The following is a 17,735-nucleotide window of genomic DNA, read 5'->3' as shown; positions in this document are numbered from 1 at the left end:
GTGAAATGTAATTGGGGCTGATCACTCAAAAGCTTTCAACTCCAGCAGTGCTGAGAAACGTGGTCCAGCTTCCTGAAATTCGGTGCGCCAGGCCGCGTCTATCGCAGCGGCGACAGGCTCATCTGCATAGCTCGCGGGTCGGAAATGTTCGATTTCTTCCACCAAAAGCTGAAGTTGGCCGTCATTAGGGCTGTCTTCGTAATCCGACAGGTTCAGCACATGCCGCCAACGCGCCATGGAATCCGCCAAGCGCTCTGGTGTTACCAGAATAGCGTCAGCCTGCGGCGCTGGCACATCCTTCTCGTTGTCTTCGTCTGCATTGGCGGTCAGGCGAACCACTTCTTTTGTGCGACGCCTGAGCATCACGCGCCTTGTCTGACCGTTCTCTTCTTTTTGCCGGAAAAGCGTCAGCCGCATGGCGGGTTGGCAAAAAAGCGCGGCGCGGTCGACGCCAAGCTCTGGGGTTTTGTCGCAGGTAATGCTGTTGGGCAGAGCGCGTTCTTTCGGGGCCGGACCTTCAAGCTCGATGAAAATTCGACCTGGAGCATCACGACGGGCGCGCAGCGCGCGCGCGCTTAACGGTTGCGCCCACTGAACCACCGGTCGGGAGCAGCGCAGTTCTGGCACCGCATGGGGCTGGTACCGCACAAGACCAAGGCGGACAAAGCCATCGGGTGCCAGCGGTGCCTTAAGCGTGACGTCAATGAACCATTCCTCTCGCTCCACATCAAAGCGCGGTTGATAAAGCGCGAGCGCCACGCGCATCGGCGGGGTACTGCTTTGTTTTTGGTTGCCCACTGTGCTGCTTTCGTCATCCAGCGGCATAAGCACGTTTTCGACCATTTTCGCCCGACGTGCATCCTTTTGATCCCGGAACAGATCAGCAATCGCGATAGGTCGCAGAACGGGCTCAGTCTCGGACCCACCACGGACCGGATCGCTGCCACGGCGCGAGATAAATCGCCCGCCAGGGCCGAGGTCATCATCGCTGAATGTCAACACGTCACCGTCCAACTTGTCCAAGTCCAAACGGCGGTCAGGATCGCCGGGATACCGCCCTGGGATGCTGACCTTGCCACCAGTCCGGGTTTCTTCTTCTTCGCCAATGGGTGGCCAGAGTACCAACCCGACCATTTCATCCTCGCCGCTGGAAAACCACTCGCGCCCCAATGGGATGCGTATTGAGGCGGTTCTGTTGTGCCAGAGCCAGGGTGGTTCGTTGGCCTTGGATTGCCCGGATTCAAATTCCAGAAGCGGCTGCGGTGCGCGGGCATCCGGTTTGGCGGGGCGCACGGTCGCCGGCAGAATGATCTCAACGGGATCAGATGGGTTCAGCTGATGCCTGGCAGGCACGGGTTCCGCGGGGACATGCTCACCAGTACCATAGAGACGCCCCTCTTTCGGGGTTGTCCAGGGGTCACCCGGGCGTGCGACCCGGGCACAGGTACGCAGGTCATCCATCGTACGCGACAGGGCATTGACGCGGACATGCATACGCCGGGCTTTGCCGTCCGGGAATACATGGCGATGGGCGACACGCGCCCCATCTGGAAGGGTATTGAGAAAGAGCGACCGTAGATCAAGTTGCCCACCCGGAAGCCGCCTTGGCAGACCCTCAACCCGCAAAAGCGTCACCTTGGCAGGCTGGAAGCTGACTGTACCGTCGCGGCCTACGTCAAAGCCAAACAGGTCTTCGGCGTTGCGATAAAGCAGTTGATCGTCTTTGTCTTTGCGCGTCGAACCATCCAGCGTCCGCAACGGAGGCCAGGTTCCCTTCCGGCGATGAGCCAAAGATCGCCCTCGATTGCGATCATCAAAGTTTGAGCTGCCCGGCAAAGTCACCTGGGCCTCGATCTCGATCACATCATTTGTGTTGGTATCGAACGGCACTGTGCCATCCAGCACCAGATGCGTTGACCCCGGCGCGCTGACGGCCAATGGCCCAAATGGATTCTCTTCGACGCTTGCTGGTCGGGTCGCACTAACTGGCCGAGGCTCGGGTGTGTTTTCGTCAACTGGCGGCAGTTCGGACAACATCGGGTCTTGCGGAACGGCTGGCTTAAGTGCGGTGGGGCGGGTCGGCATCCGATTGGTGGCATGCACCGCCTCAAGGGTGGTGACGCCCGCGAATTCTGGCAGCGGGCCAAGCTTCAGCATATGCGTGATTGTATTGCCCAAAGCCTTTAACGCGGCATTTGTCGGGGCGAAGATGCCGCCGGGTGCAACATACCGTCGATTGTCCGCGCCCTGTTTCGCCAACTCTGTTTCAAGCCGGTCCGAAAACTGTTGCGGAAGAACGGATTTTGCCCCCGCCAACATGGCGTCCGCTGATGACAGTCCAGTGGCCTTGCCCGAAGCGCACAGCTTGATCCCAAAAGCCTGAACCAAAGCATGGTCTCGGGCCAGACTGCCTTCGGAAGGAAGCGCCCAGATATCAATTTCGATCTCTTCACCGGGTCGCAATTCAAGCCGCAGTTCGAACGCAGGCATGTAGCGGTTAGAGCTGGTAAATCCGTCGTCTTCCGTGTCGGCATCGAACCATCTGTAAGCGGTCTTATTGTCGACAGTTACAACATCCTGAATACGACTGGGCGCTGGCCGGGCCGGGCCGTTGCCGATTACAGACGTCACGACGACGGGCAACCTTGAATACACTTTGTGGCCTGAAGACAGCTTCACCTTTGTGTCCGAAACGTCATAAATCAGTGGCCCGCCTTCTAGATAGGTGCTTTCGCCTTTCAGGCGGATGCCGAATGCAAGGTTTCGGGCCAAGGGATCTTCGTAGAAACGATTCAGGCGATTTTCGTTAGACAAATTTGTTGGTCTTTTATTGCCCAGCCACTTGGGGCGCTTGATCAGGGCATCCCCCAGTGTCGCGGTGTCTGAGGCCATCCCCGGATTTGGCCAGTCCGTGTAGGTTCGTTTGTCCAAAAAACCGCGATTGTCGAGACCGCGTAGCAGATGAGTGCGGGCCACAATCAAGTTTTCGCGGTCGTTTCTGTCACCAACCGTGGCCCGCGCACCAGCAAAATTGTCGTAAGCCCCAGTCGGACGCTTCTCTGTGCTGCTGTCGAAGGCGCCGTGCCATTCCGCACAGTCAAAGACCATATTTGGTGCCAAAACCACCCGATGACAAATATTGGGGGCGGCTCGGGCCGTCATGCGCGACCCATAGTCCTTGTCGTCCTCGGTGATCTTGGGGCCAAGGCTTCTGACCACCATGCGCGGTCCGGTGTCGAAGCCCATCGGCCCCGCATGGACATATGGCAGCGGATCTGCACTGCCCTTGGTTCCGGTCCTGCGCTTCTCGCCCTCGCTGCGCAGCGCGTGTCCCAAAGGCAGCGCAAATTGCGGGGCTGCGATCGATTCCTGACGCAGAAAGCGGAAGAACGGACGCGCGCCCTTTTTTTCTTCATGGTTTGAGATCACCGGGTAGAAGGCCGGGTCTCCCTCGGTGTCCGAGGGCAGGCCTGCCGCCTGACGCGAAACACCGCCGGAATACACCGCCGCCAGCGCAAAGCGGTACGGAACCCCAAATCGCAAAGTGTCAAGGCTGCTTTTCGGCAGCGTCAGCGTGCGCCCGAACACTTGCACATCACGAGACGCGTTGCTCTGGGATGTTATGTCCACACCCATGGGGCTTCCGTCCCATGTGGTGAATGCTTCTTCGACAACGGCTTCCTGATCTTCCGTGCCCGTGGGCAACAGGCGCGACGGTGTTGTCAGAAACCCAGCTTCCAGCGCGCGCCTCCAGGCGAACAGTTTGTTGTTGTTTCGGGGGAACAGCTTGCCCACCAAAGCCCTGATCTCATTCGTCTGAAGACCCGACGTCCCGTAGTCGATGTTGCGGGCCGTCAGTTGCGACCAGCGCGTTCCGCTGCCCTCGGGGATACCGACAAATGGCCGTACTCCGGTTGTCAGGTCATCGGCATCCAGAACAACATCCTGATCGTTCACCAACCGCTCATCACGCCGCGCCAGACGAACCGCCGTATCCGTTCCGGCCGAGCGTATCAGCAAGGTCAAACCGCCGGTCAGGTACTTGCCGCCAAGGCTCAGGTTGTCGGCTTCCGGGGGCGGGTTCGTGGGGGTTGGATCGCTCTCGGGATTTTGGGCGTCGACCGTGGCATCGGTGTCGATATTCGACTGGCGCGACAACCGGCGCTGCATCTCGGCCTCGGTTGCCGTGCGCAGCTCGATGCTGGTCAGGTCAAATCGCGGGGCTTCGGCGTCGGCACTACAGGGCGCGCCGGACAGGGTCATCAGCCCGTGGGACTGTCGGGGAAAACCGGTGTCAGACTTGCCGCTTAGGCTAACATATGCGGCCCGTTCGGTCGCAGGCCAGAACTTGACCGCGCCGCCCTGATCCTTGACCTCAAGCAATGTCCAGGTGGCCCCCAGGCCTTCTGTAACGGGCGGGCTGGTCCCAAGTGATACTGCCACAAGGTAAAACCCGTCTTTCAGATCTTGAAAATCCTCAGTTGCAAGCTCCAAATCCACGCTTAACCCAAAGACCCGCGACAGCACGGGATCGGATTTCAACGCGGCATAGCGCTGAACGATCGCTGTTTCGGTCAGGGGCTTCTGATCCGGCTTCGGAGGTTCCGGTGGGTCTTCGCCATCGGCCACATACTGCGGCCAGCTGGCGTAGTGATGGGCCGCGCAGGCCTGAGCCATGACTTTTTCCCGTGTTGCCTCGTCGTGGGCTTCGGCCCCGCAGAACCTTGCCGGTGTGTCGATATCTTTGATATCACAACTGCCTTCCTGCAAACGCTTTTGTTCGGAACAATATGCTTTGGCGGTTGTTGCGCGGCTGTTTCTTAACGCCTTGGAAAGACGGGCGCGTTCGGCTTGTTTCAGGCATTTCCGCAGGCGACGCAGGGCTTGCTCGGGAGTGTTTTCGGCCGACGCAAACTCTGGCCATAGCGGCGTGATATCAATGACCTTACCTAATACCTCGGTCAGTTGTTCTTGGTTTGGAGGCTCGGCAGCTTCCAGCAACGCGCTGAGCTTGGGAAAAATCGGGTCCTGTTTGAGCTTTTGGCGACGATTGCCTTCGGCCTTGTCGTGCAGGCCGGATTGACCAAGCAGTTCGCCCAGAGACAGGCACAGTTCCTCGGCCCGCTGCTGATCCAGCGCCAAAGCCAAATCGCTGTGAGGGACAGGCAGAATACCGGCAATGCGGGACTGATCGCTTGCAGGGCTTGGCCGTATTTGCCCTTCGGCCCCGACCCCGTCATCATTCAGCGGATCGACATCGCCGGTACCGTTGTGCAGGCCGGGCCCACCGGCGGCACCCACATTTGCCTGTGACAGTTTCAGGGAATTCACGAGATCGACCCATGTACCACGGGTGACTTCAACCTGCCCGTCTTTCGGATTTTTGAAATCCGGATAACTGTCTGCCTCGCCCAGCATGGCCCTCCACAAAGAAGCGGCCGCCCGGGCGTCCTTTTCCGCAAGCCCCAGCGAGGTGGCACGCAGTACGATCGGGTCTTTGACGGTCCGAGAAGGTCTGGGCGCTTGGTCCGGATTGGAGCCTTCCAGGGGCAGAAAGGTGAGAGTTATGCCCGCGTTCAGCCGCGCTGCGATGCTGGCAGGCCAGTTCTCCAACGTCATGGCTTGCTCGTCATCCGTGGTCTGGCCTGTTGGTTTCGGCTCGACCTGTAATGTAAGCCGCGCTGTGGCTGAGTCCGGCCAAATTCCCGCTGCCAGCACGTATAACTCTTCTTCGACCAGCTGTCGTTTGGTGTCACTGGCCGTGTCGGCCTTACCGTTGTGCTTGGCCATCAGAAGAAATCCTCGCCCTTCAGAGGTTTTTTGAAATAGGTGTTGCGATACGCTCTGTAATTCGTGTCCGGTGAACTTGTCTTTGTCTGGACCAGGGCTGCGTTACGGTCCTGAATCCGCGCCGTACTCTTGTCACCCAATTGGGCAAACCGCGTTTTGCCCTGCGCCCCGATGGACGTGGACTGACCGTTGAACCCTTCGGCCTCTTGTTTCCACACTTGTACGGAAAAGTCGAAATCCTTGATCCCGATCGAGAAGGAATAGGTAAAGACGGCCTCGCCGGACATGTCGCCATTCACCATGCCCAAACGCACATAAAGCGACGCGCCAAACCCGAATATCCAGATGCGGGCAGATCCCCCAACGTAGAACGTGCCAGTGATCTCGGTCAGCTTGCGATTTTGCGACAAGGTGGTCTGGCGGACATAGACGCCCGACATCAATCGCCCTTGCCCGGTCAATGGTCCAAACCCAAAGGCCGCCGCACCACCGAATTCAAACGACGCCTCAAATCCCAAGATGCCGTTGGCATTCGCCTCAATGGCAAAGAAGCCCGAGCCGCCAAATGGAAGATAGGATATCGTGAACGGATTGGTGCGGCTGGACAGTGCCGCGCGGAACCGTGCGTCGCCGTCACCAAAGGGCAAAATCGCCGATGTGCGAAGCGCTATGTTGAAGAAAGACGCCGCGCCGATTGAGAAAACGCCCAAGTTCATACTGTACCCGGCTTCGATCCCGGGCAGGCCAAAGCGCGGTAGAATGAAAGCGCCGGACCCCTCTGAGGGTGATAGGATTGACTGCAACTGTTGCAGGAACTGCAATTGCGGCCCGATGATATAGTCATCATAAGAGATATCGAACCGCGGCTTGGATCCGCCCTTGGTTTCGAAGCGCGCACCCTTGAATCGCAGCGTCAGGGCATCGAAAGCATCGCCCACAAGCTTTACATCAAACGCCCCCAACGTACCGACCGATGAGAAAGCGATCTCTGGCTGGAACTGGTTCAGTCGAATGACGATCCCGGTCCGAACGTCCAACCGCGAACCGCTGGCAGGCGCGAATATCCCGCCGGTGGCCTTTCGGACCGGATCCCCCAGAACAACGCCATACCCATACCGCATCTGGATTTCAGAGGGCACCAGCGACAGCAGGTAGTCTTCGATCTGATCGCGGATCGCGTTGAGGTCGATCAGCCGCATGATATCGCCGCGCAATATGTCGGATATGACCGACACGATCTGGTTGCCAATGATGATCGGCGCCGAGTCTTCACGCGACCATTCATTCAGGAATGCGATCAGGTAACGCCGTTGGACCGGATCGCTTAGCGGCGCGCCCTGAGACACATAAGCTAGCCAGGCACGATCTCCGGCAAGCGCGTCATTGGCGGGAGTGGCCAAATCGCCCTCTGGCGCGGGTTCATATGGCACCAGCGGCGGATCAGCTGCGGGGAGGGCCGCCGGGATTTCCAATTTGGCGTGATGTTTTCGAGGGTCTGACACGATGTTGGTCTTTAACGAGTCCGCCAGGATTTTTGGCGTCTTGGCAATAAGGTTATCCCGCTCTTCGACCGCATTCTTGTAGAATTGGGGCAGGGACACAGTGTTGTCCCCAAATGGAACCGGCGCGTTCAGAATTTGCTTTGCCAGCCCTTCGACCTGTTTCAGAACGTCGCTTTCGGCGCGGTGCAGACGCTGGCGCAGTTTGGCCGTTATGTCGCGCAGTTGAGCCTCAATCTGCGATTGTAGCTCCCTGAGCTGTCCGAGTGTCTGGTTCTGTTCATTTGGTGCAACCTCTGGCGACACAAAATCCAGCGCTGGTGGGCCGTCGCCAATCGCCTTTTGCAACTCGGTCAGGCGCGGGCCGCCAGGTTGCGGCTGCGCATCGTCAGCCAGTTGGTCATCATAATCTGGGATTTTGATTGCGGCGATACGGGTTAGCTCGGTATTCAATTCACCAAGGTAGACGAGCGCCTTGTCTATCTGGGCAAGGTTCTGCTCAATGCCGGAAACATCGACAAATTCCCGGACGAGGTCGTCTTCGCTCAGCTCATTGATGTGTTTGACCAAGGCCCGCGCGCTTGCGACCTGTTTTTCAATCTGCGCGACGACAGTGCGTAGCACGCCCGCTAGATAGACGGTTGTTTTATATTCTAGCCGCTGAAGTTGCCGGGCATAGCTTTGCGCGGTCTTGGCAACCTCGCCGGCCTCGTCCTTGATGGTTTGGAATACGCCCGTCTTTTTATCGAGTTGATCAGCCAGAAGTCCGGTCAGCACAACGTAAGACAAATCGCTGCGCAACAGGTTTTCTGTTGCCTTTCCGATGTCGCCCACCGCCTCGACCAGAGTTTTGACCAGGGTGTCGTAAACGTCGATGAACGCTTGCAAATCCCGTGGCAGGCGGGCCGCCGCATCAAGCTGCGTTGCAATGTTGGGACCACATAAGTCAATTTCACTGGTAGATTTCAAACGCGCCCTGAGGATGACTGCCGCGCGATCGGCATTGACCAGATCGCGATAGCTTCGCGCCAAGGCGTCATTGACGCGAGCCACTTGCCGAAGGGCAGGGCCAACAAGACTGCGAAGCTTGGCGACAACCGTATCAATCTGGTCTGCGGCTTTGGGTGCCTTTTCTTTCGCCGCCAATAGATCCGTCACAGCATCATCAAGGCCACTAGCCCCTTTCAACAACGCAGCATGGATATCGTGATGGGCATCGTGCAGCCGTGTCCCCAAGGTGGACTCCGTAAGCATCTCAAGCTTCGGCGCTCGTCGCACAGGGACGTCTTGGGTCGCCCCAGATGACGTGGGTAAAGGCAGGTCTTCGCGGGTCAACACAACAGGCACGCCGATTGCCTTTGGATCAGACAGGATCAGTTCTTCGGGGTTGAAATAAAGCAGGGCGCGGCGCAGAGGTTCTGCGAACCGGTTCGCGGCAACGCAAACATCTTCCGTTTCAAAGTCGAGCGGTCCGGCAAATACAGCGACCAATTCAAGCGAAGCATCCAGGATCGGTCGCGGTGCTCCGGATTTAACCGCGCGTACGAATTTCTCAGTCTTCGTGACGACTTCGGTGATCACCGCTATTTCTTCGGCGAATTCTCGGGAAATCGTCTCAATCAGCGCATCGATCTCTTGCCCGACCAAAGTATGCAGGATCACGCGCAGTTCGGCGGCACGCGCCTCGGCCTCGGGGCGGACACGGGCAAGCTCGGCTTCGATAGCAGCGCGAGTTTCATCCGTTGCATTTTGCAAATCGGCTTCAAGATCTAGGACTTTTTTCTCAAGCGCGGCGGACACTTGTTCGACCGCTGCCCGAAGGCGGGCCTCACGCGAATTGATCAGATTGCTGATCTGCTGCCCGTGTGGTCGTCGAAGAATTGGTGAGATGCTAAACCCCAAAACGTTCCTATAAGTGTCCTGACGCAGGAACAACCGGAGCAATTGGGCAGCAGGTTCGCCGTCTGCCGGAAGCTGGGCAAAGTTTTTGGGGTCGAGCGCGAAGTCGATGAAGTTTCCGATCAGTGCCCGGGCGTTCTGCGGCTCCAACGACAAAGCAGCGCGCACTTCGGTTATCAGGGCTTCATTAACCCCGATTTCCGCCAATAGGTCGATATCCGGGACCCGTACTGCAGGAAACAGAAAGGCCGTAGGGGTTGAAACCGGCACAAGACGAAGCGCAAGCTTTTCAGCCAGCTCTCTACGCTTCGCCGCAAGAACATCGGCCGCCAGTGCACGGACGATACCCGGAAGGCCCTGGGCTACCCCGTCGAAAACCTCACGAAGGGCATCAAACCGACTGCGGAACGCGTCCTCGATCCGGGCTGCCGGGTTCGACAACGATCGTTGCAGCGCGTCGATGAAACGCCGCCCGGCCTCGTAAACTGCGCCCAAAGACAGCGCAAATGCGATCTGATCGCTTTGGTTGGCACTGTCGGTCAACGCGAAATCAAGCGCTTTCAAGCTGCTGTCGAGCTCTGGGAAAATCTCGCGGATAGTGATGGCGCGGATCTGAGCCGGTGCAACGATGCGCTGTTCTTCGGCTAATTGCGCCTCTAGCGCGTCCCAGCCTTTGCGGATGTCTCTGACCGCAACAGACAACGGTTTGACAACCTGTACCTGGACCAGATCGGCTGCATCAGACGCTTGCTGACGAACTTCGCCGGTCAGATTGTCGACGGTTTCGTTGATCTGGTTCTCGACCTCTTCGCCTGCGTCAGTCGCCTGCTGTTTCAGCTCATCCAGCGCGCCCTGCATCTGCCCGGCGCCATACCGGATTTGCTCGTCGAGTTCCGGCATGCCCGTATTTGGGTTTTCCAGATCATCCAGGAAGGACATCAAATCCTTGAGGCTGACCAATCCCAAAATCTTGGCTTTGGAATCAAAAAGGTTGGCATAGATTTCCCGCGCGCGCCGCAGAGCCTCTTGGGCTTTTGCCTTCTGCTCAGCCGGTTGCGGTGCGGCAGCTGCGCCGGTTTGTGCGGGTGGCGGAGGGGGCATGGGGCCGTGGTTGAACACTTCGGCTACTTCGGCAAAGCCACCAGTGATCGGCACGGCCAATCGACCGGTATTGCTGACCACCCCTTTGGCGCGTGAAACAGCGACCATCCGCCCGGATGGGCGGAACACCCCGCCGGATTGGTCACCCTTTTTGCCCATGGATTGCAGTTTCTGATCAGGCTCTACCAGCGTCAGAAAAATTTCCCCGGCATTGCTTTCGATCACCTCACCAGGCGGGCGTTCGGGAAAGCCTTTCTGAAGGTAAGCGAAATCGAACCGCGCCCTGACCGGGCCGTAGGTTCGGCCGACCAACCGCTCAGCCTGACGCAACCGTAGACGCGCCACATCTACCTGAGGGAAGAATGGGGGCTGATCAGCACCTTGCAGGATCGGGTCACTTGAAAACCCGGCAAGAGTCGGCACAAAAGCTTTGATGGGTTTGCCGGTCAGGCCCGAGCTTGTGGCGATCTGCGCTGCCCCGCTTCGGCGTCCTCCTGCCGCAAGGGTCCAGTGGTCGGTTTCAAGGCTGGTGGAACCGGCCTTTAATTCGGGCGCATAGCGACGTTTTTCACCCCGGAACTGCATCGTGCGCACATGGACGACAGGGTCAATGCTGTTGTCCTCAGTAATTTCAGCCGCTGTGTCATCCGGGGACGGCATGGCGTTATAGGTCGCGACAATTCTGGCCAGACTCGCCGGATCATTGGCGGCGATATTGTCGACGAAGATCAAAGGAATATCGGTCTTTGCCCCGTCGATTTCGATTTCAAAGCGAATATTCGCCTCTGACAGGGGGGCCGTGCGTGGCCAGAAGGCCAGTGCGCTTTTCTTCGGCAAATTCAGGCGGCCATACGAATCGGTGGGGACGGGGCCGTCCCCGTCCGGCGGGGACGTCGAAACAAGTGTCGCCGGATCGACAATATCGGGCGTTTGTGTGGTCAGGATTCGCAGCCGTTCGACCGGAAACAAACGCCCCTCAAACGGTTGGGCGATTGCGGGGAAACGTTTCTCGGGTTTGCCCAGGCGAATGAACATCCTTTGGCGCAGATAGGCGCGCACCGTGCCATCCGGTGCCCTGAGGAATTCGCGTTCCGTGACTTGGACAAGTGCTGCGCGGTGGCCCAAGGGGAAAAGAAAGCCCTTGAACGTGACCTCACAGAACACATCGCGCGACAGAACAGTCCATTGTTGCCAACGCTCGATCGACAGCGCATCAAACAGGCCGGACTGACCTTCATATTGGCTCAGCGCGGCAGCGGGCGGCTCAAAGCTGCTGTCATGGCGCAGCGAACCTCCTAGGCTGCTCAGAGAAAGCTCGGTCACTTCCAATGCACGCGGTTGATAGAGGGCGCTTCCCCGCTGAAGGTCGAACAGTCGGTGGCGCGGCTCGGGCTCGACCTGAGATGAGCCCTGCATCAAGTTACCCGTCGGCGCGCGACGTCCCAGAACCGGCAAGCCCCAGCCCGAGGTCAGCAAAACCAACTCGTGGCGAATGAACGCATCAGTCGGGCCCCGGAATTGCTCTGGTTTTTCCGGGTCACCTGCCTTTTTCTGATCCGCAAAGGCCTTGCATATCTGGGCAAGCCGATCGCCGAAGGTCTGTTTTTTCTGCGGGTGGATGACAAGGTTCCATCGCCGCAAAGGGTCTTCGGTGTCATTGAGGTCCGCTATGCTGTGATCCCCAGGGCCAACCAGCGTTAGATCGGCGCGTCCGATGGGTTGCGCGCCCTGTCCATGATGCCAAGGGGCCGTTGGCCCCCGAGGTGGTGGAGTGGCAGGGATGCGCTGCGCTCCGGGAAGTGCCTTGTTGCTATAGGCATGGCCCCACAGAAAATCGCTGCGCAAATCGGGGGAATGCACGGCGCGCACCCCCGGGTCCTCGGCTTCGATCAGGAAATCGGCGCTCCACAAAGCGGACACATCGGGTTGCTTACGCTCATCCTGCGCAAAAACGCTGTCAGGAACGTCGCCTGTGTTCCGGCCGATGACCACGGCATCCTGATGTGGCGACAGAATGAGGCGTGCGGGTATCTCGATTGCAGTTTCAAACGGGCCGGGGGGCGCGCGCAATGCACTTTGGATGTCGGCCAGCCGCGTCGAAGAGTTGACGAACGGTCCGTCATGAAAGCCGAGATGATCCAACATGGCACCCGGGCTGACATTAAGCGTGCGTCGGCTGAGCCGATCCCGGCGTCCTGCCTCGTCGGCAGAATAAATGCGCTGAGCGCGCCGGGTGACGGCCAGTTCGAAATCGGCGAAATTCGTCAGGCCTTGCAAGGTAAAAGGCAGTGTTTTGCGCGGCAATCGCGCCTGCGCATCGTCTGGTTGATCAAGATGCGTTTTGCTTGCACGCAAAACCTCGGTCCAATCCGCACAGGCAACCCGAAACGCCAGACGCGACGGGTTGGCCAATCGCCCCTCGACCAGCCCGTTGCGGGTTTGGCGGTTGATCTGGTCTTGTTCATCTTGTTTCAGAATGGCCTCGGTAAAGGCCTCTTTCACGGCATCGCGCCGTTGAACTAGGTGATCCAGCTTCAGCCCGGCGGCGGATGCCCATCCGGGCAAGGTCGGGCTGGCCTCGCCGAGTATCGCAAAGATGGCCTCGGTTTCTTCGGCCTTTGTGTCTTTGGGCCAGAACTCTGCATCCGGGTTTTGCGCAAGACCGTCCTCAAGATGTGTTCCGATCATCACGTCGCGATAGAATTCGCGCAGTAATTGGTAGGCCGGTATGGATTGTTCAAGCAATCCTTCCATCACCAGCGCCGAAGATATCGATGTGTCGATATCCGTCAGCGCGATTGCTTCCGGAGAGGTGTTTCCGCCTGAGCGCGCGTCTTTGAGTATTTCGTCGTAAGTGGTTTTTAGGCGCGCAATTAGATTAGAATAAAACTCAGCTGCCTTCTGTCTGCGTTGCTCATTCTGGACTTGTCGCGCCAACGCCCGGGCATCCACGTCAAGTCCGAAATTGCCGATGTATATTTTTTGATCCGGGGGGAGCGAAACGCGTTTGCCATGATTTTCGGCGGCCGCCCGGTATGCTTGCTGAAACGTTTGAAATTTTGCATCAGCGGCACTTTTTCTGATCTGCAAAGCCTCGCGAAACGTTTTGCGCATCGCAGTTGTCGGCAGTCTGCGCAGGACTTCGTCAACTTGTGCCGCGTCGTTGATTTTCAGGATGAACTCGGTCTCGGTCTCTTGCAAAACCGCAGGCGGGTCATCTGCCTGAGTATTCAGCTTACCGTTGGCCTTGCTGACAACCCCGCGTTCTTCTTCAAGCTTGGCGTCGGGCAAGGGTTCTGATTTGGGAATGAACAGTGCTTCTTCAAACAGATGTTGACCCGGAAAATCCACTGCTATGACGGGGCGTGGATCGTCCCCGGTTTTTCCGTTGGCTAAAGGCAGCGAGCAGGCGGGGCTGTCTTTCACAAGCTCCGGCGCTCCGGTCGCGCCATAAGCCAGCCACAATCCAGAGAAACGGAATTGCAGTGACAGCAGATCATTGGTGCGTGCCGCCCTTAACGTTGCCCGGCTCAGGTCTATCCGGCTGCCGGGAATGCTGCTGCGCGGTCCAAGACGCAGCAGGCTGACCAGACTGGCACTGTCATCAGTGGCCTCTGTCGGCGCCCAGAGAATGCGCAGGTCTGTGGGGTCAAAGGTGAGCCGCGAGAAATGGCTGTCTGAAAGCGCGGCGGCATGTTCCAGCAGCAGAACATTAATCTCGGCCCAATCCAGCTCGCGCTTCGAACTCTGGGCTTCGGACCAGATAAGCGACACCCCCTGATCCCATCGCGCCGCAAATGGGTCGAGAAAGATACGCTGACGGCGGGCTTCGGGTGTTTCTGCCTCGGCTTCTGGCGACAATGTGGGGCCGCGCACGACAAGAGGGCCGATGGGCGTTTCGATTCTGCGCGCCTTGGTGGTTGCGAAATCGCCGTCAAAACTCAGGCTGAAATCAACGGTGTTCCTTGTGGCCGAGCGATCGGCACGCAATAGGATGCGCCCGACGATATCGTGGAAAGGGCCAGCCATAGTCTCGGGCTCGTCTTTGTCCGCGATGTCGAAATTAAAATATCCCGGCAATGCAGCTTCGGCGCGCGATTCCCCATCCGCCCGCGTATCGTCTCGACGCAAAAGGAACACCCCGGGACTGTCATCCTTTTTGCCTTTGGGGCCGCCGGTCTGCTCGAACGAGATCGTTGGCCCTGTACCGCCAAACAGGCCAAAACGGGTATTGTCGTCCCTTACCGCCCGCGCAAACAACTGGTATTTTGTGGGGTCGTCTGCGTCTTTGGCATCGCCCGACCTAGCAGTGTCTAAAGACATCCAACCAAAGCGCAGGGACTTGAGTGCAAGGCGAATGGACGCGATGTAGACCTGATCTTGTTTTGGGAAGTTCCTGTTTTCTAAGTCCCAAAAAAGATCCGTCCCAATGGATATGTCGATCTCTCGTATCGAACCCGATCGGTTGTTGTACTTGATCAGGCCGTTGAACATGCCCGCAAAGGTCTGTGGCACGACATTGGCATTTACGATCTGGTGCAGGCGGGATTGTCCCCGCGCGAAATCACGGAACCGACCAGGTCTGGGTCTGGGACTTCTTCTTTCGAATAGACGGGCAAAAAGACCTTGGGTTCTTCTAACTTTGAAAGGATTGCCATAGTCTTCAAGGAAGAACCCCAACCTTTCGTTCGAGCGGCGAAAGAAATCTGTTTCAGCTACGATGGAAAACCGCAGCTTTCCCGACTCCGGGTCTTTGCGTTGCTCAAGATCCCAGACAAGGTTGGCCTGCTGCAACGCGCCGAATTGGCCGTTCCTGATGCGCAACTCGTATCTTTTTCGACTGCCGCTTTCGGTCAGTTCCCTGAGGGTGAAATAGGCTTGAGGTCCGAACCGGCGCGCGTCAATCGTCCATTGGATTGGCTCGTCTGTCGCCGTTAGTGTTTGGGATTGATCGCCGGGGGTGTCAAACAGCACGATAACCCGAACTTTGCGCTGCCCTTCGAGGAACTGAAAGGCAAGATCGCGTTCATGTCCGTCCTGGATTTTCTGGCTTGCATTGCGCGCATCCACAGCGGCGGCCGTTATCGGCACGGCTGCACTGGCTTGCAGAAACCGTCGCCGCGTCAATCTCCAACTCTTAGCAGTTTCAGCTGCTAAATTCTCTGTGCTAAAGTCGTCTTCCATCCACGATATTCAGATACTCAAACTCAAAGCGATGTGTTCAAAAATTTGAAATTATCCGGCACCAAACAGCGCCATAAACAGTGTTCATGGGTTCCCTTCACAATGCAACAAAAAATATCATAAACAATTAACTTGTTGATATATAATAGAAAATATAGATTGCGAGGCTAAGTTCAGGACGTCAAAATAGGCTTCAGACTCGTTGGCATACTGAGAACAAAATAGTAGCGGCAAGAGCGCTGGCTGAGCCTAAGAACGGCGTTGGCAATGTCTAAGGCTCTCAAACGCTCTGCTGGGCGCTAAGTTTCATTTTTGTCTCTGTAACGGATTCTGAGTCAAAAACGCAGCCGTAAGATTTTCTAGTTTTTCAACAGTATGTCCGCACTGCTCACTTTCAGGAGTATTTCGGCGAACGGTAGCTGGCTTGATTGTTAACAACGCACTCATTTCGTCATATCGGGTCAGATCCCTGAGACAGCCAGAATCAAACGGGTGAAAATTTGCTTTTCGTGGATGCTGGGGATGCATTTGCTGATCACAGCAGTTAAGATCATTCATTGTGAAGTTTTTGGTCAGTATATTGCATCTACGTGATAAGACTGCATTGAAACAAAAGTGTTTTTCGGATGTGGGTAGGTGATGTCAAATGGAGCGCTACATTTGATGTTGAACCGCAAGGCAACACGAACCCATTTCGACGATTTTAGCGCCCATACACAAGGTCATTAGCGCCCACAATTCGTAACTCTTCGGTTTTGCAGGAAAAAAGGCGCCGGAATTTTGGTCACCGGCGCCTTGTTCTTTGCTAGTGCGAGATTGAAAGTGTACCCAGAAATCTCACCAGAATTGATGCCGAGAGAGGCGATCAATAGTAGCCGGAGCTAACAATCGCTAGCCAATCGGAAAACCCACTTGGAACCTCAGCGAATTTCAGGGCGTGTTGTGAGGGTTGATAGGTTTTGGGACTACTTGCTTGCCGAGGTTGTCTCTTGCGCTGGACGACAGCGTGGTGACGCAACACCATCGACAATTAAAACTCTTCAACTTCACCCACTCCAGTATAAACACTAGAAGTGCTTACCTGCACACTGTCAATGATCTGGGTTGTTAGGCTATTCTCGACTACCTCAAGTGTATGAGGTCGTCGGTTTTTACGGCGGGCGCGTCCGGTCGGGGTCGACTGGTCCGCTTTGACTTTGGTCGCATCACCAAACAGGACAATATTTTTTCCTTCACTGTTTTGCGCTGAGCGGAAGATAATTCCCTCTACCGTTCTCTCTTGTTCGTTGTGTTTGAAGCGATGCAGGTGAACCAAATACTCAGCCACCACCTGTGTCGGAATGTAATCTAAGTGCTCGTCGCCTGGCAGACATGGTTGAGAAATTTCATTCATAAACTCAGCCATGAAACCCCAAAGGCTAAGGCGCTTGTTGTAAGTTTTCGCAAAAATGTTGAGTGCTTTTGGTGGGCGTTCAAACTTTGTTGTATCCAGCACGACCACTGGTCTCACCAAATCAAACTGTGCTGCCATAACTGTCTCTCCGACCGCTGGCCTCAACTCCGCTAATGCGGTCTCCAAATCGAAAGCTCCATAGAAAGAAGGTATCCCGGATGGGTTCATCCTTCCGGGCATTCGTAGACTAGGAGGCGGGGGCCCGAGTTCTTGAGCAACGTTGGACGAAATGGCTTCCTGTGATCTCAGAGTATTGGCACGTCGGGCTCGAAAGATCGTCAACTTCCCGGGCTCAAGAGTACGGATGGCGGGCTCGTTTCGATCATCTCTGAGGAGCTGCAACCCATCAAATATTGCCGACAACATCTTCTGAGCACTGTCATTGAAGAAACGCTGTTTACTAACTATTTGACGGCGAAAGTTATCCCACATTTGCGAACGTTGTTCGTCAAATACTTCTGTAATGCGGTCATAACCATTTTCTTCTGAGAAGAAGGGGTCGCCGCCATCACTGGGCCACCAAGTTTCATTGTCGATTATTGCGTTCTGGAGTGCGGTAGCTACGTCGTGATGATCAGCGCCTGTCAGATCATAAATCAGGTCGAGCAAGGTGCTTCCAGTCGGCTCCCCAAGGTAATCGACTCCCGAGACATAGTAGTTGTTCGTTATGACCTCATCCATAATCCGCGCGACTTCTTCTATCGGCACTCCTTTCTTACTAGGGTCAGGACCCATTGATTTTCAGCGAGCGGCATGATTCACGGCTGAAAACCGAGCGGTGAACATGTCTGATCTTTTCTGGTTGACCG

General features: G+C 56.7%; 3 protein-coding genes. All 3 read right to left on the bottom strand.

Going from position 1 to position 17,735, the window contains the following annotated elements; all coding sequences use genetic code 11:
* Nucleotides 1-21: 21 nt before the first annotated feature.
* Entirely contained in the window at nt 22-5,790 is a 5,769-nt protein-coding gene (locus tag ACR0I0_RS07350) for a hypothetical protein (protein ID WP_480490782.1), read from the bottom strand.
* Entirely contained in the window at nt 5,790-15,416 is a 9,627-nt protein-coding gene (locus tag ACR0I0_RS07345) for a CHASE3 domain-containing protein (protein ID WP_480490780.1), read from the bottom strand. Before ACR0I0_RS07345 ends, ACR0I0_RS07350 begins: the two co-directional genes overlap by 1 nt.
* A gap of 1,087 nt (nt 15,417-16,503) precedes the next feature.
* Nucleotides 16,504-17,661, bottom strand: coding sequence for an RES family NAD+ phosphorylase (locus ACR0I0_RS07340; protein ID WP_480490778.1), 1,158 nt, complete (start codon nt 17,659-17,661; stop codon nt 16,504-16,506).
* Between the last annotated feature and the right edge of the window lie 74 nt (nt 17,662-17,735).

Source organism: Ruegeria sp. AG6 (genome assembly GCF_056541565.1).
Note: the sequence above shows the minus strand (reverse complement) of the source record. Positions and strands in the feature narration are given on the sequence as shown.